The sequence below is a fragment of the Acinetobacter sp. YH12128 genome, assembly GCF_013418655.1.
GTDB classification, from domain to species: Bacteria; Pseudomonadota; Gammaproteobacteria; order Pseudomonadales; family Moraxellaceae; genus Acinetobacter; species Acinetobacter amyesii.
The window spans coordinates 29,523-53,987 of record NZ_VPBO01000013.1 but is presented as its reverse complement, the minus strand read 5'-3'; the positions used below and the strand labels follow the sequence as shown (position 1 = coordinate 53,987).

The 24,465-nt window shown below is 41.7% G+C and carries 20 protein-coding genes; 6 read left to right on the top strand and 14 right to left on the bottom strand.

What is annotated here, in order from left to right; translation table 11 throughout:
• Positions 1-40: 40 nt before the first annotated feature.
• A complete protein-coding gene (locus FTU64_RS08215) occupies positions 41-820 on the top strand; it encodes an NRDE family protein (protein WP_180059563.1) in 780 nt (259 codons plus the stop codon).
• Between the two features lie 40 nt (positions 821-860).
• On the opposite strand, the gene FTU64_RS08210 is transcribed toward FTU64_RS08215, so the two are convergent.
• From FTU64_RS08210 to tatA, 4 genes are all read right to left on the bottom strand, one after another.
• Positions 861-3,077: a PhoX family phosphatase gene (locus FTU64_RS08210; RefSeq protein WP_180059545.1), complete on the bottom strand. Its 2,217-nt coding sequence runs from the start codon at positions 3,075-3,077 to the stop codon at positions 861-863.
• A 220-nt stretch (positions 3,078-3,297) separates the two neighbouring features.
• A complete protein-coding gene (gene tatC / locus FTU64_RS08205; RefSeq protein WP_180059544.1) occupies positions 3,298-4,068 on the bottom strand; it encodes a twin-arginine translocase subunit TatC in 771 nt (256 codons plus the stop codon).
• Positions 4,065-4,541, bottom strand: a complete 477-nt coding sequence (tatB, locus tag FTU64_RS08200; protein WP_168377875.1) for a Sec-independent protein translocase protein TatB — start codon at positions 4,539-4,541, stop codon at positions 4,065-4,067. The genes tatC and tatB overlap by 4 nt, the downstream gene beginning before the upstream one ends.
• Positions 4,542-4,553: 12 nt before the next feature.
• Positions 4,554-4,775 carry a Sec-independent protein translocase subunit TatA gene (gene tatA / locus FTU64_RS08195; RefSeq protein WP_168377874.1) on the bottom strand — a complete coding sequence of 74 codons (222 nt, stop codon included), beginning with the start codon at positions 4,773-4,775 and terminating at the stop codon, positions 4,554-4,556.
• Positions 4,776-4,916: 141 nt separating this feature from the next.
• Here tatA and FTU64_RS08190 point away from each other — a divergent pair, with 141 nt between their 5' ends.
• Positions 4,917-5,798 carry a permease gene (locus tag FTU64_RS08190; protein WP_168377993.1) on the top strand — a complete coding sequence of 294 codons (882 nt, stop codon included), beginning with the start codon at positions 4,917-4,919 and terminating at the stop codon, positions 5,796-5,798.
• Positions 5,799-6,193: 395 nt separating this feature from the next.
• Here the strand turns inward: FTU64_RS08190 and rdgB are convergent, their stop codons facing one another.
• From rdgB to FTU64_RS08145, 9 genes are all read right to left on the bottom strand, one after another.
• Positions 6,194-6,817 carry an RdgB/HAM1 family non-canonical purine NTP pyrophosphatase gene (gene rdgB / locus FTU64_RS08185; RefSeq protein WP_180055642.1) on the bottom strand — a complete coding sequence of 208 codons (624 nt, stop codon included), beginning with the start codon at positions 6,815-6,817 and terminating at the stop codon, positions 6,194-6,196.
• A gap of 104 nt (positions 6,818-6,921) precedes the next feature.
• Positions 6,922-7,512, bottom strand: a complete 591-nt coding sequence (locus FTU64_RS08180) for a tetratricopeptide repeat protein (protein WP_078189669.1) — start codon at positions 7,510-7,512, stop codon at positions 6,922-6,924.
• On the bottom strand, positions 7,509-8,102 hold the full coding sequence (gene metW, locus FTU64_RS08175; protein WP_067763682.1) for a methionine biosynthesis protein MetW: 594 nt from the start codon (positions 8,100-8,102) through the stop codon (positions 7,509-7,511). The genes FTU64_RS08180 and metW overlap by 4 nt, the downstream gene beginning before the upstream one ends.
• Positions 8,102-9,262 (bottom strand): homoserine O-acetyltransferase, encoded by a 1,161-nt coding sequence (locus tag FTU64_RS08170; protein ID WP_168377871.1) that lies wholly within the window; start codon positions 9,260-9,262, stop codon positions 8,102-8,104. The genes metW and FTU64_RS08170 overlap by 1 nt, the downstream gene beginning before the upstream one ends.
• Positions 9,263-9,366: 104 nt before the next feature.
• Positions 9,367-11,064, bottom strand: a complete 1,698-nt coding sequence (gene leuA, locus FTU64_RS08165; RefSeq protein ID WP_111884051.1) for a 2-isopropylmalate synthase — start codon at positions 11,062-11,064, stop codon at positions 9,367-9,369.
• 263 nt (positions 11,065-11,327) lie between these two features.
• Positions 11,328-12,428 (bottom strand): alpha-hydroxy acid oxidase, encoded by a 1,101-nt coding sequence (locus FTU64_RS08160; protein WP_180007180.1) that lies wholly within the window; start codon positions 12,426-12,428, stop codon positions 11,328-11,330.
• Positions 12,425-13,108: a Fe2+-dependent dioxygenase gene (locus FTU64_RS08155; protein ID WP_180007181.1), complete on the bottom strand. Its 684-nt coding sequence runs from the start codon at positions 13,106-13,108 to the stop codon at positions 12,425-12,427. The genes FTU64_RS08160 and FTU64_RS08155 overlap by 4 nt, the downstream gene beginning before the upstream one ends.
• Before the next feature lie 97 nt (positions 13,109-13,205).
• Entirely contained in the window at positions 13,206-15,494 is a 2,289-nt protein-coding gene (locus FTU64_RS08150; RefSeq protein ID WP_180050499.1) for a catecholate siderophore receptor Fiu, read from the bottom strand.
• Positions 15,495-15,795: 301 nt separating this feature from the next.
• Positions 15,796-18,006 (bottom strand): TonB-dependent receptor domain-containing protein, encoded by a 2,211-nt coding sequence (locus FTU64_RS08145; protein WP_180055645.1) that lies wholly within the window; start codon positions 18,004-18,006, stop codon positions 15,796-15,798.
• Between the two features lie 273 nt (positions 18,007-18,279).
• Between FTU64_RS08145 and tig the strand changes: the two genes are divergently transcribed.
• From tig to FTU64_RS08125, 4 genes are all read left to right on the top strand, one after another.
• Positions 18,280-19,611, top strand: a complete 1,332-nt coding sequence (tig, locus tag FTU64_RS08140) for a trigger factor (protein ID WP_078192708.1) — start codon at positions 18,280-18,282, stop codon at positions 19,609-19,611.
• Between the two features lie 194 nt (positions 19,612-19,805).
• Positions 19,806-20,411, top strand: a complete 606-nt coding sequence (gene clpP / locus FTU64_RS08135) for an ATP-dependent Clp endopeptidase proteolytic subunit ClpP (RefSeq protein ID WP_078189662.1) — start codon at positions 19,806-19,808, stop codon at positions 20,409-20,411.
• 29 nt (positions 20,412-20,440) lie between these two features.
• Positions 20,441-21,751, top strand: a complete 1,311-nt coding sequence (clpX, locus tag FTU64_RS08130) for an ATP-dependent protease ATP-binding subunit ClpX (protein WP_078189661.1) — start codon at positions 20,441-20,443, stop codon at positions 21,749-21,751.
• Between the two features lie 162 nt (positions 21,752-21,913).
• Positions 21,914-22,627 carry a DUF2846 domain-containing protein gene (locus FTU64_RS08125; protein WP_168377865.1) on the top strand — a complete coding sequence of 238 codons (714 nt, stop codon included), beginning with the start codon at positions 21,914-21,916 and terminating at the stop codon, positions 22,625-22,627.
• A 128-nt stretch (positions 22,628-22,755) separates the two neighbouring features.
• Here FTU64_RS08125 and FTU64_RS08120 read toward each other — a convergent pair whose 3' ends face one another.
• On the bottom strand, positions 22,756-24,282 hold the full coding sequence (locus FTU64_RS08120) for a fumarate hydratase (RefSeq protein WP_078189659.1): 1,527 nt from the start codon (positions 24,280-24,282) through the stop codon (positions 22,756-22,758).
• Between the last annotated feature and the right edge of the window lie 183 nt (positions 24,283-24,465).

Here is a 24,465-nt window from a genome sequence, read left to right as displayed (position 1 = left end):
ATGTTGTACATTCAATGTGTAAAGATATTGAGAATTGAATATGTGCATTGTGGCTTTTGCTTGGCAGGTCTTGGATGACATGCCACTCTGCCTGATTTCGAATCGTGATGAGTTTTATCATCGACCGACGGCAGGCCTAAAACAATGGGTGGATAGTCCGATTATTGCAGGGCAGGACTTACAGTCTGGTGGAACATGGATGGGGATAACCGCTCAAGGGCGTTGGGCGATTGTGACCAATTTTCGTGACGGTCGTGATCAGACCACATATCCCACTTCACGTGGCGCTTTGATTCAGCAATTTTTAGAATCTGAGCAAACGCCCATTCGTTTTGCGCAAGCAATTGAACAAATCCAATGTAATTATGCTGGCTTTAATTTATTCGTTGGCGATGCCACTCAAGCCGTTTATATGAGTAATCGCGGTGAAGCACCACAAGTCTTAGCCAAAGGGGTGTATGTCACATCCAATGGTTTAATGACTGAACATTGGGAAAAGACCCGACATTTACGCAAACGTTTCACGCAAGAATTTTTACCGATGCTACAAAGCCAGCAACCACAGGCGGATATAGACGCTGCTGCGTGGGATATTTTGGAAGATGAACGTAAAATCATTCCATCATTGTTACCCAATACTGGGATTCAGGCGGAAATGGAACATTTGTTGTCTTCAACCTTTATTCAAAGTCCAGTGTATGGCACTCGCTGTTCAAATTTATTATGTATGCGGGATTCACAGTGGCATTGGCAGGAAAAACAGCAGCAAGGTGAGCAACAAGGACAGATCACCCAGATAGAAGTGCATTTAAAGCCATAAAAAAAGCCGACGATTCGTCGGCTTTTTTTTTAGAGATGTCTTATGCGGTTTTTTGCGTTGGCTGAGCTTGTTCTACCGCTTCGCCAGCAATCACACCACCATCTTTACGGGTGATGACTACGGTCGCTGAGCGAGGACGTGAAGTCGCTGCTGCATTGGTTTGTGATGCAGGCCAGTGGCTGGTCGGTTCAGCATAGGATGCTGAATCTTCGCCGGGATGTTGCACATTGATAAAAATCGCTTTGTAGTCAGGTGTCATCGTCACACCTGTGATTTCACATTCTTTAGGTCCAGTCAGGAAGCGACGTAAGTTTTCATCATTCAGTTTTGCACCCACAATGGTTTCTTGACCCGATGATGTCGTGGCTTTTGTGCCATCACCGACTTGACCTGGAAGTGCAGCAAGCATCATACAGTTGGTGGTATCGGTATAAGCACCGTCATCGGTTTGAATCCATAACACACCACGTGGGTCGAACCACATCCCATCAGGTGATGACAAGTCATTATTGTCATTTAGACCAGATAAGTTAATGTTGCTTGCCATTTTTGCTTCAGCACCAAACAGGTAAATATCCCAAGTAAAGCTGAGTGCTGTGGTTGTATCACCATCTTCACGGAAACGGATAATATGACCGTTGACGTTGCCTTTACCACCTTCAGGGTCGGTGTAGTTACGAGGGTTGGCAGCATCTAGTGCATGCGTCGTACCACGGTTCGAGTTATTGGTGAGGGTCACATAGACTTCACCATTGTCTGGATGCACAGCGACCCATTCAGGACGGTCCATTTTGGTAGCACCGACAGCATCTGCGGCAAGACGTGCGAAGGTCAGCACATCTGCTTGTGAGCTAAAAGGATACACGCTGTTGCTTTGGTTTAAACCATTGACGTTATAGCTCAATTCAATCCATTGACCTTTGCCATCATTGTTAAATTTGGCAACGTATAACTTACCGTTGTTCATGTATTTGTCGCCCGCGGCATAGCCACCGTTGACATCTTTTTTATTCCATTTTTGGTCTGATACAAATTTATAGATGTATTCACCGCGCGAGTCATCGCCCATGTAAAACGCAAGGTTGTCATCTTCACGTAAGCGACTTGCACGGCAGTCTTCATGTGCAAAGCGACCCAGTGCTGTACGTTTTACTGGGTTTTCACGGCGGTCAAATGGGTCGATTTCGACAATCCAACCAAAGGTGTTTGGACCATTACGATAATCTTCTGCTGCCTGAGTACCGGTAACATTCGCTGACCAACGGTCATATAAATCTTGTGACTCATTACTTCCAATCGCCGTTTCCCAACCATAGCGTGAGTTTGCACCCGCTTTTAGGCCATAACGGTTGAGTGCCACAATTTCAGCAGGACTACGTTTGGCATCATCGTCTTTTGCACGAGCGAAGTAACCAATGAAGTTTTCTTCTGTTGTCAGGTAAGTGCCCCAAGGGGTATAGCCATTACCGCAGTTGTTGTGTGTACCACGGGTTTGCTGGCTATTGGTTGAAAATTTCGTGCAAACTAAGCTTGAGCCTGCTACAGGGCCTTTAAAGTCCATTACGGTCGATGCGGTAATACGACGGTTAAATGGAGAATTTTGTACCAGTTTAACGGCTTGAGTCTTGCTGTCTTTTTCAATTTGAATCACAGAAACACCGTGTGCATTGACTTCACGGATGACTTCATCTTCAGGGCGACGGCCTTCCACTTTGGTTGGGCCTTGTGGGTGTAAGAAGGTTGGATTGATGTATTCATGGTTCATCACCAACAAACCTTGGTCTGACTGCTTGGCATCATAGCGTCCAGAGGTGGTATTTAAACCAAAGAAGCTCATACCGTCATGGCAGTCACCAGAGCGGAATTGGAAGCTCGGGCCAGAAGGAACATTGTTATCATCCCATGCTGGGTATGCAGGGTTAATCGAGTCACCCATCGCATATAGCACATGCGCTTGATAGCCTTCAGGAACAGTCACAATATCGTCTAAATTCTTTTTCACTGGTGTGAAATTGAACTTGGTCGGTTTTTGATTTGGATCAGTGACAGGTGGTTTGGTATTGCTATTTGAATCTGAGTCATTGTCATCATTACACCCCGTTAATGAAGATGCCAATGCAAGTGCGACTGCACCACTCGCAGTCTTGGTAATCAAGCTACGACGGCTGATGCGCTGTTCTAAAATGTCACGAAAATGAAGGTTATCCGAAGTGTTGTTATCAAGTTCTTGATCTTCGTTATATGGCATGTTTGTCATGAATTTAAATCCTGGCAAAGGTGTGCTGGGTAAAAGTTGATCACATAAAACTATCGATAAAATATGACAATGCTTTGAAGCTAATGTTGCAAACTGATGAAATAGGCATTTGGATTTCGCTGCATGTAAATTGCAAAACATTAAATGGACGCATAAAAAAAGAGGCTATCTCAGCCTCTTAGGTGTAAAACTCACCAAAATTGTCGAAACATCAGTTTGTTTAAGTTGTAGTTGTACGTCGTTTTTCAATCAGCTTGCCAAAGAACAAACCCAGCTCAAACAGCATCCACATGGGGATGGCCAACATGATCATCGAAAGCGCATCGGGTGGCGTTGCAAACATGGCGACAAAAAAACAGCCGACGATAATAAAACGACGCTTCTCTACCAAAGTTTGAGTAGATACCACCCCGATCAAAATCAAAATTAACGTGATGATTGGAATTTCAAAGGTCAGTCCAAACACCAAAAAAAGCTTTAAGCAGAAACTTAAATAACTATTGATGTCCGTCATTGGGGCGACCGTTTCAGGGGAAACACTCATAAAAAAATGTAGGATGGATGGCAGGGCAACCCAATAGGCAAAGGCAATACCGGCATAGAAGAGGACGATGCTGCCGAATAATAAGGGCATCGCCAAATGCCGCTCTTTTTCATACAGTGCAGGTTTGATGAAGGCCCAAAGTTGATAAATCACGAAAGGCATCGCGAGCATAAGCGCGACAAAGAAATTTAGCTTAAACGGCGCCATAAAGGTGGCGGTCACATCCGTTGCGATCATGGATGAGGTCATCGGCAACTGAGCACGCAGAGGCTCTGACATCAATTGATAGCTTTGATTGGCAAAGGGCAATAAACAAAAGAACAGAATCAAAATGAGCCCTGTAATTTTGATCAAATGCCGACGCAAAATCACCAAATGTTTGGTGATCGGCATTTCTTCCAAATCAGGCACAGTGTTCTGTGAATTATTCAGTGAAAGATCTGTCATACGGCCACCTGATATTCTGCTAATGCATCGGTCGAACTTAATGTGGGAGCTTGATCTGTTTTAATTTCGTGCTTTATTTTCATTTGGGGTGTAACCACGGCAAATATCGTGCTCTGACCACGTTCGATGTACTGATAACGTGGGGATAAATTTTTATTGTCAGGTAGGACGGCTTCTTGTTGTTTTTGCGCAGTCTGTTCTATGGGGTGTTGCGTTTGTTGTAATTCATTCATCTGCGCTTGCATACGCGCTTCGAGCTGTTGAATACGTTGCATTTCTTTTTGCATTTCTTCACGAAGTTCGGACATGCGAAGCTCACGATCAATATCTGTTTGCACGTTACTGATCAGTCGTTTAACTTTCCCGTACCATTTACCTGCAAAGCGGATACCTTCAGGCAGTTTTTCCGGGCCAAGTACGATCAGCGCAATAATGCTGAACACCAGTAATTCGCTAATACCAATATTGAGCATTATGACAACTCCTTAGCTTTGAACTGAGGAATTGGTTTTATTTTGAGCTTCATGCTCTAGCGTGCGAGGCTCATTAAGCTGTGTCTTTGCTGCGTCTTCATCACGCATCGATTTTTTGAAATCTTTGACAGCGCCGCCGACATCTTTGCCCAAGTTTTTTAGTTTTGATGTACCAAAGAGTAAAATCACCACAATTGCAAAAATCAGTACATGCCAAATCGATAGTCCAGCCATCTTGTTATCCTCTTGTTGGTCTGCACAACATTTCAGCAGTTGTAGATGACAGTGAAGTGACCAAGATGTTGCAGTTTAAAGACAGCCGCGAAGCTTATGTTCAGTGTTACTATGCATAGATTGAGCAGTGAGGGTGGTGTAGTGGCGTTTCTTCTTCCGATATTGGGTTTTTTAAGTGGCCTCGGATTGGCATCATTATCAGGAACCGCATCGCTCAAATCGATTTTCTCGAGCTTACTTGCACGCTGTTTTATTCCAGCCGTGATCATCTACAACATGGTGTTCTATCAAGCAGGCAGTTTAGCACTCATGCTCTTTAGCTTTAGTGTTGCCGTGCTGATGTTTTATTTATTTCGCTGGCTGTTAAAAGATAGTTTACGTGCCTTGTGTGTCAGTTATTTGAACTTGGCTTGGCTGGGTTTTCCTTTTGCCTTAGCACTGTTTGGCCCTGAAATTAGTGCAGCGATGGTGGCTCTGTATGTCGGTGGCTCTATCTTTGGCAATATGTGGGCCGTGACAGCCGTCAGTTCAGCCCAATTACCATGGTCGAGCGTGATGCAAAAAGTGGCGATGTCTCCCCCTGTATTTGCCTTGATGATTGCAGGCGTCTGTCGAATAGTTGGACTGCAGCATTTAGAAGAACATCAGATCTTAGATTGGCTCTATCAAGCTGCAAAAATTGGAATGAGTTTCACGGGGATGTGTGTCTTAGGCATGTGGCTGCGTCAAACCAAGGTACAATGGCGTGATCTGATTAACAGTAGTCGTATTTATGCGATGAAACTCACCGTTGGCGCGGTGATCTGTAGTTTGAGTTATGCCTTTCTTCCGATTCCCCAGATCGAGAAATATATTGGGGTGATGTTTATGCTGTTCTGCTTACCCCCTGCAGCGAATATTGTGGCTTTAGAAACGCATTATCAAGGAACAGGCACTTCGGCACGTTATATTGCTTCAGGCACGATTATGAGCTGTATCGTCGTCAGTTTTTATGGGTTAATTTTGCATCTTTTTTCGCTTTAAAATGAAAAGTGAATTATAGATGCCCACAAAGGGCGACTACTTGGGCTGTTTTCAAATCTGCCAATCACGCACGAGGGCGTATATCATTGCGATACCTATCAGGCCTGGAAATCCAACCTGACCTTGCGACAGATTAAGCATGATCGACAGTACGATCAACACTGCAAAAATAGCGTAGGTGGCACGAAAGCCTGAGGTGAGCGGGTAGGTTAGTTGCACATGGCAATGAGGGCAGCTTATTTTTTGAAAACCAAGAAAAGAGCGTGTTGGGATTTCAGTTGAGGTGTGATGACATGCGTTGCATATGATCTGTATCGGTTGAAGTGCCATAATTATTCTATTTTTATTCAGGGATTGGAGTTAATCTTTGGCATTAAGATTAACTCCAATTTAAATTATTTCAAACTTGCTTTAAATAATTTCATCGCCTGACCACGATGGCTGATTTTATTTTTTTCTTCTTTTGATAATTCAGCACTAGAAACATTCAGTTCTGGCAGCCAAAACAGTGGGTCATAGCCAAAGCCATTTTCACCACGTGCTGCTTCCATCACTTCACCGCGCCAAACACCTTGGAAAATTTGTGGGAGTGGGTCTTCTGCATGTTGGACCAAAGCCAAGACACATACAAACATCCCTTCGATGGCTTCACCCTCTTTACGGAGTGGTTTGAGGTCAGCAAGCAACTTGGCATTGTTAGCGGCATCATTGCCATGTTCACCTGCATAGCGCGCAGAGTAAATCCCTGGTGCGCCACCGAGTACAGGAACGCAAATGCCAGAATCATCTGCAATGGCTGGCTTGCCTGAAATTTTCGATGCGTGACGCGCTTTGATAATGGCATTTTCAACAAAGCTTAGACCGTCTTCGATGGCATCTTCAATGTTCAACTGACCTTGTGGAATCACTTCAACAGGAAGATTAAGCTCGGCAAACATTTTTTCAAATTCTGCAATTTTGCCTTTGTTATTACTTGCAAGCACCAAAGTGCCTTGAGATAACCAATCAGTTGAAGCCATGTGAATATTCACCATAAAACAAGATTTGAGGCTATTTTAACAAGATGCTGTGGCTGACAGGCAATAAAAAAGCACCCGAAGGTGCTTTTTAAGATTCAAAAAACTTATTGCGCTTGAATCCATTTGTCTGCACGGTCACGTGCTTGACGAATTTGGTCTTGGCTTAAGTTGGCTGCCAAAGCGGTTTTCTTACCTTCAGACAAGCTAATCACTTTGTTGTCGAGCATGCCATCACGAGTAGAAAGCTCATACCATTGGTATGCACCCATGTAGTTTTTCTTTTGCTCTTCCATCATGGCTAAGTTAAAGCTTGCGCGGTTATCACCACGGCTGGCTGCTTTTTCGAAATATTGACGAGCAAGCGCTTCATCTTTTTTAGTCCCAATGCCATCAGCGAGCATACGACCCACATTGAGCTGAGCTGCAGATAAACCTTGATCGGCAGCAGCTTTGTACCATGCAAAAGCTTGACGTTCATCTTTTGCAACGTCTTTACCTTGTTGATATTTAGTGCCTAAGTAAAACTGAGCACCAGGCTGACCTGCTTTAGCAGCTTTACTTAAGCTGTGAATATCCATAATTGAATATTGTGCAGCTTGGCTAGAAACTGAAGATGATGGAGCAACATAATCCGCATGGGCTTGTATGCTAAAAAGTCCAATCAGTAGCGTCGTGCTTAATAATAATTTTTTCATAGAGCGCTCACTCGATAAATTGCGACTTCACCAAATAGATTTGGGAGACGTTTACTCAGTAAACTATCTTGTTGATCCCCATTCACGGCAAGTCGGTTAATAATCCGGATGTTATTTTCAGCACACAGCGCTTCAAAATCACGGAAAGTACATAAATGAATATTGGGCGTGTTATACCACATATAGGGTAACGCGTCTGAAACAGGCATCATTCCTTTTAATGCAAGGAAAGAACGAGTCTTCCAATGTGCAAAGTTTGGAAAGGTGATAATGGCCTGTTTCCCCACACGCACCATGTCTCTTAAAAGAACGTCTGGTGCATCTACAGCTTGCAAGGCTTGTGCCATAACCACATAGTCAAAAGACTGGTCGGCAAAGCGACTTAAACCTAAGTTCAAGTCCTGTTGGATGATATTTAACCCGCGACTGACCGCAATTGCAATCTTTTCTTGATCAATTTCTAAGCCATATGCACGAATATTGTGCTTTTTGCTCATATGTGCAAGCAGTTCACCGTCACCACACCCTAAATCGAGTACGCTTGAATCTGGTTTAATCCAACGTTCAGCCAGTTGATGATCAATACGCATTAGTTGGTCTCCTTCGGTGTTTCTTGCAGGTGTTTTACACCGCCTAGGAATGCACGTAAGCTTTTCACATATAACGGAATCGGGAACAAGAAAGAGTCATGACCTTGTTCAGCATCAATATCCACATAGCTCACAGGCTTATGATTACTAATTAATGCATCTACAATTTCTTGCGAACGAGCAGGGGTAAAACGCCAGTCCGTTGTAAATGAAACAACTAAAAATTGACACTTGGTTTTAGACATCGCGGTTTTTAATGATTGCTCATATTCACGTGATGGATCGAAATAATCTAAAGCCTTGGTCATGATCAAATAGGTATTGGCATCAAAGTTACGGCTAAATTGCTCACCTTGATAACGCAAATAACTTTCGACTTGGAATTCGACGTCAAAGCCATACATAAATTTACCTGACTTTAAGTCACGGCCAAATTTTTGTTTCATGGCTTCTTCAGAGAGGTAAGTGATATGACCGACCATACGGGCCAAGATCAAACCTCGCTTAGGATAACTATCATTTTCTAAATAGCGACCATCATGGAAATCAGGGTCAGACAAAATCGACTGACGCGCCACTTCGTTAAAGGCAATGTTTTGCGCAGACAGTTTTGGTGTACTGGCAATAATCACGCACTTTTGTAAACGATCTGGATAGTCCACAGACCATTGTAGAGCTTGCATGCCGCCTAAAGAGCCGCCAATCACCGCATACCACTGCTGAATTTCTAAACGATCAGACAACATGGCTTGGGTTTTGACCCAGTCACGGACAGTCACTAATGGGAAATCAGGACCATAAGGGCGATTGTCATTTTCAGGATTTGGAGAGGTCGGTCCAGTAGAACCGCTACAGCCGCCAATATTATTTAATGCTACGACAAAGAATTTTGACGTATCAATGGCTTTGCCTGGTCCAATACATGCGTCCCACCAACCCGGTTTACGGTCATCTTCATGATGATAACCTGCTGCATGATGATGGCCTGACAGTGCATGACAAATCAAAATTGCATTAGATTTGTCTGCATTCAGTTCGCCATAAGTTTCAACCATGAGCTCAAAACGTGGGAGTATGCGATCGCATTCGAGCTCTAACGGCTCTTCAAAAATAAACTTTTGTGGGGTAACTAAGCCCACTGAGTCAGCTGGAAAAGACACAGGAATAATTCGCCTTAAATCTTTAGTATGAATAATAAAAGGATACCACTTGAGGGTATCCTTCTAAAGTCATTTTATTGCTATTTGATATTTATAGCATTGAATTAGACTGCAGCAGCAATCACTTGTTCAGTACTCAAAACACCTTGTTCAATTAAACGGTTAGTGCTGGCAATAATCGCCTCGATAGATGCGGTCACGATGTTGTCATGCACACCTGCGCCGAATGCAGACTTACCTGTACCTTTCACTTGAAGCTCAATCAACGCCAAGGCTTTAGCATGTGCGCCTGAACTGATGCTACGTTCTTCATAGTTCAAGACATCAATCGGTAACTGCAAGGCATTTAAGATAGCAGAGATTGGGCCGTTGCCTTCACCACGTAATTGCTGGATCTCACCGTTCACTTCGACATCAAGCTCAATGACTTGTTTGCCATTTTCATCATGTAAGCGGTAGTTTTTCGCCGCATAATGCGTGTCTTTGGCAGCCACATACGTGTCTTTAAATAAAGACCAGATTGCTTGCGCAGAAATCTCGGTACCGTCTTCATCTGTTTTTTGCTGTACGATTTGCGAGAACTCAATTTGAATACGACGAGGCAACACCACGTTGTAATTTGATTCTAACAAGTACGCAATACCGCCTTTACCAGACTGTGAGTTGACACGAATCACGGCATCATAGTCGCGGCCCAAGTCTTTCGGGTCGATTGGCAAATAAGGCATATCCCACATTTCTTCGTTCTTTTGGAACTCGAAACCTTTTTTAATGGCATCTTGGTGTGAGCCAGAGAACGCGGTGAAGACCAAATCACCAGCATACGGATGACGAGGGTGTACCGGCAAGCCTGTGCATTCTTCAATGATTGAAATGATTTCGTTAATGTTTGAGAAATCTAAGTTTGGCGCAACACCTTGGGTATACATGTTCAATGCAATCGCTGCAACGTCCACGTTACCTGTACGTTCACCGTTACCAAACACACAGCCTTCGACGCGGTCAGCACCAGCCATAATGGCCAACTCAGAAGCGGCAATACCACAGCCACGGTCGTTATGACAGTGCACAGAAATAATCACACCGTCACGGCGTTGAATGTTACGGTGCATCCATTCCACTTGGTCTGCATAGACGTTCGGACCTGAAACTTCAACCGTTGCAGGCAAGTTTAAAATCACTTTGTTCTCTGGAGATGCTTCCCAAATTTCAGTGACCGCATCACAGACATCTTTAGCAACTTCTAATTCTGTTGCAGTAAAACACTCTGGACTGTATTGGAATACAAATTCAGTTTCAGGCTGTTTTGCAGCGTATTCTTTGACTTTCGTTGCGGCATTAATCGCTAATTGTTTTGCACCAGCAACATCAACATTCAACACTTTATTGCGGAAAGTTGGAGAATTTGAGTTGTAGATATGCACGATTGCGCGTTTTGCGCCCTGCAATGATTCAAATGTGCGTTGAATCAGATGATCACGCGCTTGAACCAAAACTTCGATGTACACATCATCAGGAATATGGCCGCCTTCGATCAACAAACGCGTGAAATCGAAGTCGATTTGTGATGCAGAAGGGAAGCCGATTTCAATGTGTTTGAAACCAATTTTCACAAGCATTTGGAACATTTTGAACTTTTGTTCAATGTTCATTGGCTCGAAGATCGCTTGGTTACCGTCACGAAGGTCGGTACTCATCCAGATCGGCGCTTTATTGATTTCGTTATTTGGCCATTGACGGTCTGGTAAGTCTACACGTTGGTACATGCGACGGTATTTTTTGCTTGGATCTGCCAACATCATGTGAAAACTCCTTATAGCACCGTGGATAAATGTCGTGGATAAACGGCAAGGTACTACTTATATAGATTGTGTCTATTCTAGCAATTTACAAGTTTAATTTCGGAGTCTTTAGCCGAAAGTCGAAATAAATCTGTAAAGATTCACATGACTTAGCTTTACCGTAAGCTCGTAAATGTATAACTAAATATTAGTCCATATATTCCGGAAATAATTTCCTATTTTTGCGTCAAGATGCCATTACTGGAAAATATTTTTCTATAAAATTAGCTTTTTTGAAAAATATAATCTTTATTAATCTCATCGACGGTGGCTGTTCCCATCAATGCCATCGTAATCTCAAATTCTTCTTTCAGTATTTTGAGTACATGTGCAACGCCTAAAGCACCCGCAGTCGCTAAACCATAAATGCAGGGACGGCCGACTAATACGGCAGATGCACCCAAGGCTATCGCTTTAAACACATCTGAACCACGACGAATACCACCATCATATAAAACTGGGAAATCCAGAGGCACAACTTTTTTAATCAGTTCTAAGGCGGTGAGAGGGGAAATGCAACCGTCCAGTACGCGCCCACCATGATTCGACACAATAATGCCTTGTACACCGTGTTGCAGGGCAAGTTCAGCATCATGTGGACTGACAATGCCCTTTAAAATAATCGGTAATGAGGTGTTTTGACTGAGCCAAAGGATATCCGCCCATGTCGGCGCGATTTTCATCAGACCTTGAAATAATGGGTGTTCATTTTGCTTGCTTTGAGGTTGTTGAATAAAATGATGAGGCTGAGGTTCATACTTAGGAAGTTCAAAAAACGCATGTCTCTCTCGGTCACGAATTCCTGAATGTGGAGAATCAACGGTCACCACAATCGCTTTAAAACCATGTGCTTCTGCCATTTTGACCAGTGATAATGACTTTTCGCGCTCACCTTGCCAATACAATTGGAACCATTTGAATGGATTGCCCTGCTTTAACTCACGCATATCTGTATTGGTAAACGTACTGAGGATCATATTGCTGCCAAGGACTTCGGCGGCGAGGGCTGTTGCAGCTTCAGCATCAGGATGAAATTGTTGTTGATGTCCGATCGGGGCAACAAAAATAGGGTGCGGAAAGCGCTGTCCTAATATCTCAATTTGGGTATGACCTTGGGTCAGATCTCTGAGCATACGTGGTAGAAGTTGTATCTGTTCAAACTGAGACAAATTGCCACGTACACTGTGTTCATCCATAGAACCACCTTGTAGGTATTGCCACACCATGTGTGACAGGTGCAGTTCAGCCTGTTTTTCGTAATCGGCAATGGTTTGTAAATGAGCAGGAATCTGAGTCAGTGGTTGCAATGGAGAATGTTGACTCATAGAACTGCCCATTGACGTAAAAGATTATGGTAGTGATTCGTCAGTTGTAATATTTCTTTGCTATCGCCTAAATTTTGTCGTAATTGCATAATGGTCTGATCTAAATTAAAAAGCATGCTTCTTTGCCAATCATCTTTGACCATGCTTTGTACCCAAGTACAAGCTGCTATACGGGAGCCTGAAGTCACAGGTTCAACACGATGTAGACTGGTCGCTGGATAAATAATTGCATCGCCAGCATCTAACTTAACTTCATGTTCACCATAAGTATCCTCAATGATCAGTTCACCACCTTCATATTCATCGGGTTCTGATAAAAAAATGGTCATTGAGACATCTGTACGCACAGTTATATTTTTTTCATGATAGTAATGGATTGCATTATCGACATGATTACCGTAGTGACCGGTATCTTGGTAGCAATTGAAAAGCGGAGGCAAGATTTCTTTAGGTAATGCAAAAGATTGAATGAGCAGACTTTCTTTAATTTGCGGTAATACTTGCTGACTTAACTGCTGATAGAGCTGACTGTTTGAATTGATTTGTAAATTTTTTTTGATGTTTTGAGCTTGTGCTCCGGCCGAACTTTTTCCTGAAACCCACTGATTATCTTGGTTCATCGCTTGTCTGATGCTTTGAACGTGTTGCTTTGAAAGGACATGAGGGACATGAAGAAGCATAATTTAACCTTAATCTAATTTTAATCAAATCTACATAAGATAAGCATAAATAAAAAAGCCTTAATACAAGATTAAGGCTTTTTTTAGAATATTTAATTTAGAACTTAAAATTAAATGTTAAGCGATAGTTACGTTCAGCACCTGCGATGTAACGTAATCCACCACGGTTGATGCTGTTAATGTAGTCTTCATCAAATAAATTGTTGATGTTGAATTGAATCCCTACATTTGGTGTTGCTTGGTAACTAACCATTGAGTCAAATACCCAGTAGTCAGGGATGACAGCAGGACCGACCTGATTGCCATCTTTGTTTTTAGTCATTTCACCATTGTAACGCGCGCCGCTACCAATGCTCCATTTATCCATATTGTAGGTCGTCCACAATGTGAATGCATCAGAAGGCGTAAATGGCATATTACTTGAACCATCTGCTGAAACTTGCTGGTTACTCGCAGCTTGGGTTACATTTTTAATGTCTGTTTTTTGATGTGTATAACCAGCAATAACTTGCCAATTGTCATTTAAGTTACCAATCACGCCAAGTTCAACCCCTTTAACTGATTTTTCACCAGTTTGGTAGTATTCTTCACCATCTTTTTCCAACTCATTTGTGAGTTCAGTTTGGAAAAGTGCACCTGTTAAGAGTAAACGGTTGTCAAAAAATTCCCATTTAGCACCAACTTCAATGGTTTCAATTTCTTGAGGATCAAGATCTAAGTTGTTATTGCTGCTCGCTGAACCAGATGGGGCAAATGCATTGGCATTACCAATACCGTCACCACCTGTAATAGTACCCGGTGCTTGTTGTTGGATGGCGTAGTTAGCATACAAGCTACCGTTTTCAGTTGGTTTATATAGTGCCCCAACTTTCCAGTTGAATAGGTTGCCGTCATCCTTAAAGCTTTGTGCAACATAATTTGCCGGTTGACCTGAAGCAGCCGTATTCACAAATGTATCGGCATCAAGTTTATAACGATCTAGACGAACGCCACCATTCACAGAAAATTGTGGTGAAATTTCAATAGTATCGAAGGCAAAAATAGAGTAGGTATCCATTTGAGCTTCAGAATCACCATTACCATTGGTATTTCTGACTAAAGCGGTATGTACAGTGCCTTGTGGGTTATACAATGAACTTGTACCGGTAACCGTAGCAGTCCAACCACGTGTTTTCATTTCTTCACGTGTAAATTCAACCCCTGTACTGACATCATGTTTTAAGCGACCTGTATTGAAACTTGTAACCAAGCTAGTTTGGTTAGTTATAATTTCATTTTCAGTATCACTATTATTTGCACTGCCTGAAACGCGCATCGCAGTAGGATCATTCAGGTCAGTTGACGTTGTAGTGAAGGCATTACCTGAGAATGTCGTTAAATATTGATGCTCTGTTTTGCCCCAACGAGAAGTATTTTTGATTTTCGTATTTTCTGATAAATCATACTCTAAACGAGCAGTTGCCATGTCCGCAGTGACATCATCAAAATCTTCAGGTGCACCATAATAATTTGAAGTATCAACTTTATGGCTATTTAGATATGGCGCAAGACTTTTAATACTTGCATTCGTACTTTTATTTGCATCAAACCCTGGTAAACCTACAGTTGGGATACCACCATCCAAGACATTGTCTTGTTCAATATGTAGATAGTCTAAGAAAAAGCGAAGATCTGTGCCTAAACCAAAGCCTGCTGAAAGTGCAGCAGCCCATTTTTCATTTTCAACACCGTCACGACCAATACCGTCTGAGTTTTCACCCATGGCATTAAAACGGATGGCCGTTGTATCGTTTATTGCTTTATTAATATCCGCAGTTGCTCGGTAATATTCATCTGAGCCGAAACCAAGAGTTGCATTGTTAGCGTCTTGAAGTTTTGCTTCTTTTGTTGATAAATTAATTGAACCTGAGGCAGCTGTACGACCATTATCTGTACCAGCAGGGCCTTTAAATACTTCAATTTGTTCGTAATTAAACATGTCTCGAGTAACGTTACCCAAGTCACGTACTCCATCGATGAAGATACTATTTGCTGTATCAAATCCACGCATGGTAACAGCATCACCAGTATTCATTCGTCCGTTTTCACCTAGGGAGAATGTGCCGACACCAGGAACGTTTCGAAGTGCTTCTGTTAGGGTCGTTGCATTTTGTTCTTTTAATACTTTCTCAGGGATAATGGCCATAGTCTGAGTCGTATTTAGTTGAGATTGCGTAAACTTATCTGAAGACGCTTTTTCTACTTTATAATTCTCTTTATTTACAGTTTGATTAATCGTCTCGAGTTGGACAGCTTTTTCTTCAGCCATTACATTGCCTGCAATGATTGAAAGTGATGAAGCAATCGCTGTAGAAACAATTTTCTTACGTGTTTTAATGAAGGCCATTTCGAACCCGATTCGGAGTAGTGAATTTGTATGCGAATAATAATGATTCTTATTTGTTCTTACATCTTTATGTAATTGTTATTCACGATAAATAATCGTATCGTGATAGCCATATTTAATGTAATGATATAACAAGTATTAATTAAGTATCTGTTTTTTATTAAGTATTGATAAAACATATTATTGGTTTGTAATTGATTGAGATTACAAATATAGCCATGATTGTGAATTAAATAAGAATAAATCGTAAATTGTTGATGCAAAAAAACCTGCCGAAGCAGGTTTTTTTATAAAGTGTTATTTAGAATTTAAAGGTTGTACTTAATTGTACGCGGCGGCCTTCTTGAGTATTGCTATAATGGTTGTAATAGCTATTTGCGACTTTCTCATAATCGTTAAAGTCTTTATCAAAGACATTGTACAGAGCAACACCAATATCCCAGTTTGGCGTGACATTAAAGTTTGAACCGACATGTAATAATGCGTATTCCTTGTAGTCACCAAGGGCATCATAAACCTGTTGATTCGCTGCAGTTAGATTGTCATGGGTTGAGGTGAAACGTGCACGTTCACTTCGATACTCACCACGCGCCCATAAATTCATAAAGTCAGCAGCTTGCCATTTAAGCGACGCATTAACTATGTGTTCTGGTGTGTCATTAAGTACAGGATTGCCTAAACTGCTATCTTTAATTTCAGTTTCAGTCCACGTGTAGTTCAGTCCAAATTTCCAATTATCGGCAAATGCCCAGTTTAAACCAGCTTCAATACCATAGACTTCAGCTTCTTCGGCATTCACAGGGCGAGTCACATTCCATGAGTCTGGTGTGCTACGGTTATAATCCATCACCCATGGCGTTCCAACCGATGCCATGAAAGCTTCACAGTCAGCTTTAGACCAATTAATACCCGAAGTCGTTGTGTTATCAGTATTACAGCTAATTTCCTTGTTACCCGTCATGATTTTATCTTCGATTTGACTAAAGAAAGCCGTAACGTTGAAGTCAAAATTATGATTGGTTGAGAAATATGTACCAAATTCAAAGTTTTTACTGGTTTCAGGTTTTAGATTTGGGTTACCAAAAGTTGGTGTACGGCCCTGACCACTGACATTGACCACACCGTCAGTTAAGCGTTCCAAACGTGGGGCTTTATAACCCTCACTATATCCGCCTTTGAAGGTCCAGTTTTCATGTGCATTCCATACCAAATATGCACGTGGCGTCCAAAAATCACCAAACGTATCGTGGTCGTCATAACGAAGACCAAGTGTTAATGCTAGATTGTCGTTCAGCGACCAAGTATCTTCGGCAAATAGACCCAATTGCTCAAAAGAAACTTCTTTTTTTACACGTAAACCATCACTGATACTGGCTTCCCACCATTGACCGCCTAGAGTAATACGGTGGTCTTCAAAATGTTGAGTGGTAAATTTAGTATCAAAAATCGTATCTTCACTTTCTAACACACGAGGAGTGATGGCTGTTGACATCCCTTGTGCACGTGCAGGAATTAAACGTCCAACCGTTTCTGTTTGAGTATTGATAATACTTGACTCAAGTTTACCAATAGCATTATTCCAAGTATGTGCGAGGATCATTTTCTCACGGTTATATTCTTGAGCATCACCATAACCACCGTTTGCACCAAGCGTCCCTAATTGACCTTTGCTATTGTCATACCATTGTTCAGTTTTTTCATATTCAACTGAAATATCATGGTCGCTGTGCGGTGTCAGTGTTAAGCGAGCACCGATAGTTTCTAGATCTGATTTAGTTGGGCTATTTCCGCCACTAAGTTCAGCACCAGTATCATCGTCATCACTACGTATTAAATCTGATTGATCACGTTCCGCTTTACGTGCACGGATTTGTAAGCCCAATAAATCTTGAATGATTGGCCCTGTTAAAAATGCATCGACAGCGCGTTGGTTACCAAAGTCTGAGTGATTTGGCAGCACTGTCCCTTCTAACGTGACCGAACCTGTCCATTCTGGTGAAACTTTTTTGGTAATGATATTGACTACACCACCAATTGCATCAGAACCATATAAAGTAGAAGCTGGTCCGCGGATGACTTCGATGCGTTGGATAGCCGAAACAGGGGGGATAAAACTATTATTCGACTCACCAAATCCATTAGGGGCAATGTCACCTGTACTATTTTGTCGGCGGCCATCAATTAAAACCAAGGTATATTCGGCGTCCATACCACGAATACGAATATTTAATCCGCCGGTTTTCCCTGCTGTAGGGCTAATATCGACACCTTCTACATCACTTAATGCATCTGCAACGGATGTAATTCGTTTATTTTTTAAGTCTTCAGCCGTAATCACGGTAATTGAAGCAGGAGCATCCTTTACTTTTTGTTCAAAGCCCGCTGCAGAAACAACAATGGTCTCCATCTGTTGAGCTTGAGATTCAGCTGTTTCAGCATGTGTGAAACTCGTAGTAGTTACAATTGCCCCAAATAAAGCAGCGGAAAGAGGGTTGAGATTAAATTTACTCATAAAAGAATTCCAAATATGGACGAGATAAATATATGAAAATAAATTAAAAAAAATATCATTAAGAATAATAGTGAGAAAGTTTCTCATTTTTAACAATTAATTAAAAAATAATCAATATTTCTTCGAAAAAAGCTGAAAAATTCTAAAAATAAGAAGGGCATCCATGCCTGAATTTATAGTGTTATAATCCATTTTTGTATATCTTTAATTGTTGTCATATAATGTGGCACTTTTTTTTAAAACTGTTTTAACTAACAAATTATCGAGGAAGCCATGCAAGTAACTTCTGAAGCGGTTTCGGGCGTTGCCCGTCGTTTAAATGTATCTGTACCGACGAGCCGTATTAACGAGCAGTTTGAAGCTCGCTTGAAACGCACTGCCAAAACTGTGAAGATCAACGGCTTCCGTCCAGGTAAAGTACCTGTAAACGTTGTTCGTCGTGAATACGGTGCTGGTATCTATCAAGAAGTTGTAAACGACATCATTCGTGACACAGTATTCGAAGCGATCCAACAAGAAAAAATCAATGCTGTTGGTATGCCAAACATTGAAAAAACTGAAATGAAAGATGATGCTTTAGTTTATGAAGCAACTGTAGAAGTTTATCCAGAAGTTGAAGTTAAGTTCGAAGGTCTAGAAGTTGAACGTAAAACAACTTCAGTTGACGACAAAGACGTTGAGAAGATGATTGAAAATCTTCAAAAACAACGCGCTTCATGGGTTGAAACTAAAGGCATGGCTAAAAAAGACATGCAAGTAACTTTCGACTTTGAAGGTACTGTTGATGGCGAGAAGTTTGAAGGCGGCGCTGCTGAAGACTTTAAACTCGTTCTTGGTTCTGGTCGTATGATCCCTGGCTTCGAAGACGGTATCGTTGGTATGAAGAAAGGCGAAGAGAAAGTTATCGATGTAACTTTCCCTGAAGACTACCAAGCTGAAAACCTTGCTGGTAAAGCTGCTCAATTCAAAATCACTGTTAAGCTTGTTGAAAAACAAAAACTTCCAGAAGTTGATGCTGAATTCTTAAAAATCTTCGGTCTAACTGAAGAAGAAGGCGTTGAAAAGCTGAAAGCTGACGTGCGTAAAAACATGGAACGTGAAGTGAAAAACGGTCTTCGTAACCAAGTGAAAGGTGCAACTTTTGATGCGCTTGTAGCTGCAAACGAAGTAGAACTTCCAGAAGCAATGGTTGCTCAAGAAATTGACCGTCAACGTCAACAAATGATCCAACAATTCACTCAACAGTTTGGTGCTCAAGGCGCTAAAGCGTTTGATTCAAGCATGCTTCCAGATGACCTATTCAAAGAGCAAGCTGAAAAATCAGTTAAACTTGGCGTATTAGTCAGCAAAGTATTAGCTGATGCTAAAATTGAAGTTGATGCTGCACGTGTTGATGCTTACATCGAAGACATGGCTTCTTCTTACGAAGATCCTAAAGAAGTAATTGAATACTTCAACAACGATAAACAGCAACGTGCTCAAATCGAAGCTGTTATTCTAGAAGACCAAGTTGTAGATCACATCTTAGCTTCTGCTAAAGTAACTGATACAACTGTGAGCTATGAAGACTTATTGAAAGAGCAACAAGCTCGTCAACAAGGCTAATTTCTAGCTTTCAAAAAAAGGCGCATTAAGCGCCTTTTTTTATCGAAATTTGCCCCCAAATAAGTTGTCCTGATTTCACAATGCTTATGAAAAAAATATCTGTTATTTAATTGGGAATCTTTTGCAATTTCGACAAATATCCCTCATATTGTGAATTATGGGTTGAGTCAGAAAAATTTAGGAATAAATAACGTATGTATGTTCCAACAATTGAAAACGCACTAGTGCCAATGGTGGTAGAACAGTCATCTCGTGGCGAGCGTTCTTTTGATATTTATTCACGCCTTTTGCGTGAACGTGTGATTTTTTTAACCGGTGAAGTTGAAGACAACATGGCAAATTTGATCGTTGCCCAAATGTTGTTCTTAGAAGCAGAAAACCCAGATAAAGATATTCATTTATATATCAACTCACCAGGCGGTTCGGTTACAGCAGGTATGGCGATTTACGATACCATGCAATTTATTAAACCTGATGTTGTGACTTATTGTATGGGTCAAGCAGCATCGATGGGTGCATTCCTGCTCAATGCTGGTGCTAAAGGCAAACGTTATTGTCTTGAAAATGCCCGTGTCATGATTCACCAACCACTTGGTGGTTTCCGTGGTCAGGCATCTGACATTGAAATTCATGCACGTGAAATTCTATTCATTAAAGAACGTTTAAACCGTTTGATGGCAGAGCATAGTGGTCAAGACTACGATACTGTTGCTCGAGATACTGACCGTGACAACTTTATGACAGCGCAAGCTGCAAAAGAATACGGTCTTGTGGACGAAGTTTTATCTAAACGTCCATAAGTTTTAAAGAATTAATTATTGGAGTGAATATGTCCGAACATCCTCAAGGACAAAAGCATTGTTCATTTTGCGGTAAAACGCAGTCTGAAGTCGGGAAACTGATTGCAGGTGAGGACGCGTACATCTGTAATGAGTGTGTGGACGTATGTCTTGACCTAGTTCAGACCAGTCAGCAAGTTGAATCAAATGACTGGGCAACTCGTCCTTTACCAAAACCGCATGAAATCCGTGCTGCGCTTGACCAATATGTGATTGGGCAAGATGTTGCGAAAAAGACCCTCTCTGTTGCGGTATACAACCACTATAAACGCCTAAAAGTTGGCACCAGTGGTAAAAAACCAGAAGACGGAGTAGAGATTTCGAAAAGTAACATTATGTTGGTTGGACCAACAGGTTCAGGTAAAACGCTGCTTGCTCAGACACTTGCGCGTCTTTTAGATGTGCCATTTGCGATGGCAGATGCAACGACTTTAACTGAAGCCGGTTATGTGGGTGAAGACGTTGAGAACATTGTTCAAAAACTCCTTCAAAAAGCCGATTACGATGTAGAAAAAGCACAAAAAGGCATTATCTATATCGATGAAATCGACAAAATTACCCGCAAGTCTGAAAACCCATCGATTACTCGTGATGTATCGGGTGAGGGTGTTCAGCAAGCGTTATTGAAAATGATCGAAGGTACGGTTGCGTCGATTCCGCCTCAAGGTGGTCGTAAGCATCCGCAGCAAGAATTTATTCAAATTGATACTTCAAATATTCTGTTTATCTGTGGTGGCGCATTCTCTGGTCTAGAGAAAATCGTACAGCAGCGTCAGGAAAAAGGTGGTATTGGCTTTACGGCTGAAGTGCGTAAGAAAGATGAAACTAAAAAATTATCTGACTTATTCCGCCAAGTTGAAGCGACAGATTTGGTTAAATTCGGTCTGATTCCTGAATTTATTGGTCGTTTGCCAGTCATTGCAACCTTGGAAGAACTCGACGAAGAAGCATTGATGCAGATTCTGACTGAACCAAAAAATGCATTGACACGTCAATACCAATATTTATTTGAAATGGAAAATGTTGACCTCGTATTTGAAGACTCAGCATTGCGTGCCGTGGCTAAAAAAGCCCTTGACCGTAATACGGGTGCACGTGGTCTACGTTCGATTTTAGAAAATTCATTGCTTGAAACGATGTATGATCTACCAAGTCGTTCAGATGTGGGTACGGTTGTCGTCAATGAAGCGGTGATTAATGGTGAAGCGGAACCTGAATTTAAATCAGAACGTCAACCAAAGAAAACTGAAGAAGCTGCACCGAAGTCAGATTTAAAAGTTGTGAACTCTAAATCTGCTTAGCGCTATTCGTCTGAAACGTGTGTAAATCCAAGATTTGCACACGTTTTTTATTTCCAAAAATAAAAGCAGAATGTTAATCTCAGCAGGATGGCGTGGATGCCTGAATGTAAAAAACTGAAAACAAAAGTGTAAAAATAAAAAAAGACGCAGTGAGGGATAATCATGCGTGAAGTTGCAATTCTACTTTTAAGCAGTGTAGCGCTGCTGGGTTGTCATGGAAAATCAGCCGTTGAGCAAACGTCATTGGCTTCGACATTAAAGCCTGTGGATCCTGAAAGTACACCGGGTCATATTGAGCAATATCGATTGGGTATGTTTACCATTGGTGGTTGGGTCAATCAGAAACAAGGCCGACATTTTCAAGAAGTAAAAGCTCAGCATGATCAAGCAGCGATCGTGTATTTATATCGTCCAGACAGTAAATGGAATCGTCAAGAAATTGTGGCCAGCAGCTTATTTCTGAACAGTGAGCGTATTCCAAGTTTATTGAATAATCATTATTACTGGGTGGAGTTACCGGCAGGGAATTACCGCTTATCGTCCAGTCGCCCTTTGGGGGTGAATCATTTTCAAAAGCCTAAATATTTAGACTTTGATGTTGAAGCAGGTCAATCCTATTTCATCAAATATGATGAAGAGAATTTATCCAGTAAAAGAACGGTTTCAGGGCCATTGCTGCTCATGCCTGAAAAAATTGGTCGAAATGAAATCGCATTTACAGAGTTGAAATCCAACAGTTTTAACTTTGTGGCAGAAGATCAAAACACTGGAAAAGTGCGGAAAAGTGCGCAGAAGTTGAAGGCACCTCATTATGATCCTGCGGAAGATGTACAGTTGACCAAGCCTTTTAAACTGTGGAATCCATTAACTTGGTAATGTAATTAGCTCGTGTTTTTTAGTGTAGGAAAATATTAAATAGAGAATGTCATTCGGCAAACAGCCTAAATATTGACATTAAAAAAGCACCCGATGGGGTGCTTTTTTAGATCTTGAATGTGGCGAAATTAGTTCGCAGCAGCATCAACTACTGGGATTTTACCAATTTTTGCTTGCCAGATTTTTGGTGCAGTTGCGTGTACAGAAGTACCATTCACGTCAACAGCTACCGATACAGGCATGTCTTTTACAACAAATTTGTAGATCGCTTCCATACCTAAGTCAGCAAATGCTACAACTTCAGCTTCACGAATCGCTTTCGATACTAAGTAAGCAGCGCCGCCGACAGCCATGAGGTAAGTCGCTTTGTTGTCTTTGATTGCTTCAACAGCAGCAGGACCACGATCCGCTTTACCAATCATACCGAACATGCCAGTTGCTTCAAGCACTTGACGTGTGAACTTATCCATGCGTGTTGCAGTTGTTGGGCCAGCAGGACCAACGACTTCGTCACCGACAGGATCAACAGGGCCAACGTAGTAAATAAATTTACCTTTTAGGTCAACTGGAAGTTCTTCACCTTTGTTTAACATGTCAACCATACGTTTGTGCGCAGCGTCACGACCTGTATAGATTGTACCGTTAAGAAGCAGTGTGTCACCCGGTTGCCAAGAGTTCATTTCTTCTTGAGTGATGTTATCTAAGTCAACACGTTTAGATGTTGATGAATCCCAAGTCACCGCTGGGTAGTCTTCAAGGCTAGGCGCTTGAATATGTGCTACACCTGAACCGTCTAATTGGAAATGTGCATGACGAGTTGCAGCACAGTTAGGAATCATACCTACTGGTTTACCCGCAGCATGACATGGGTAGTCTTTGATTTTGATATCAAGAACAGTCGTTAAACCGCCAAGACCTTGAGCACCAATACCTAAAGCATTTACTTTTTCGAAGATTTCGATACGAAGTTCTTCGATTTGGTTTTGTGGGCCACGACGAAGTAATTCGTCCATGTTGATTTCTTCCATCAATGCTTCTTTTGCAAGCATCATGGCTTTTTCAGCAGTACCACCAATACCGATACCGAGCATACCAGGAGGACACCAACCTGCACCCATTGTTGGAACAGTTTTAAGTACCCAATCTACGATAGAGTCAGAAGGGTTAAGCATTGCAAGTTTAGATTTGTTTTCTGAACCGCCACCCTTAGCAGCAACAGTAATATCAACTTTATTACCCGGAACGAGCTTGTAGTGAATTACAGCAGGGGTATTGTCTTTGGTATTTTTACGACCAAAAGCAGGATCAGCTAATACTGATGCACGAAGAATGTTTGAGTTTTCAAGATAACCTTGACGTACGCCTTCGTTGATTGCATCGTCTAGGCTCATGGTTAAATCAAATTTAACGTCTAAGCCCACTTCAAGAAATACGTTCACAATACCCGTATCTTGACAGATAGGACGATGGCCTTCTGCACACATACGAGAGTTAATTAAAATTTGTGCAATCGCGTCTTTTGCGGCTTTGTTTTCTTCACGGTCGTACGCACGGCTCATCGCTTGGATGAAGTCTTGTGGATGATAGTAAGAAATGAACTGAAGCGCATCTTTTACCGATGTGATCAAGTCATCTTGCTTGATAATAGTTGTCATACAAATATCTCTTGAGCGGGCTGTTAGCTAGCGGGCTAAATTATAAGACAAAAACACAGTTGTGTGGGTATTTCGCTTAATCTTTGGCCGAAAGTTTAATAGGCTTAAACAGCGCCATGTTTCGCAGTCATAAATGGCCTGAAAATGACGTTTTAACTGTCATATTTCATGAAATATTTGTCA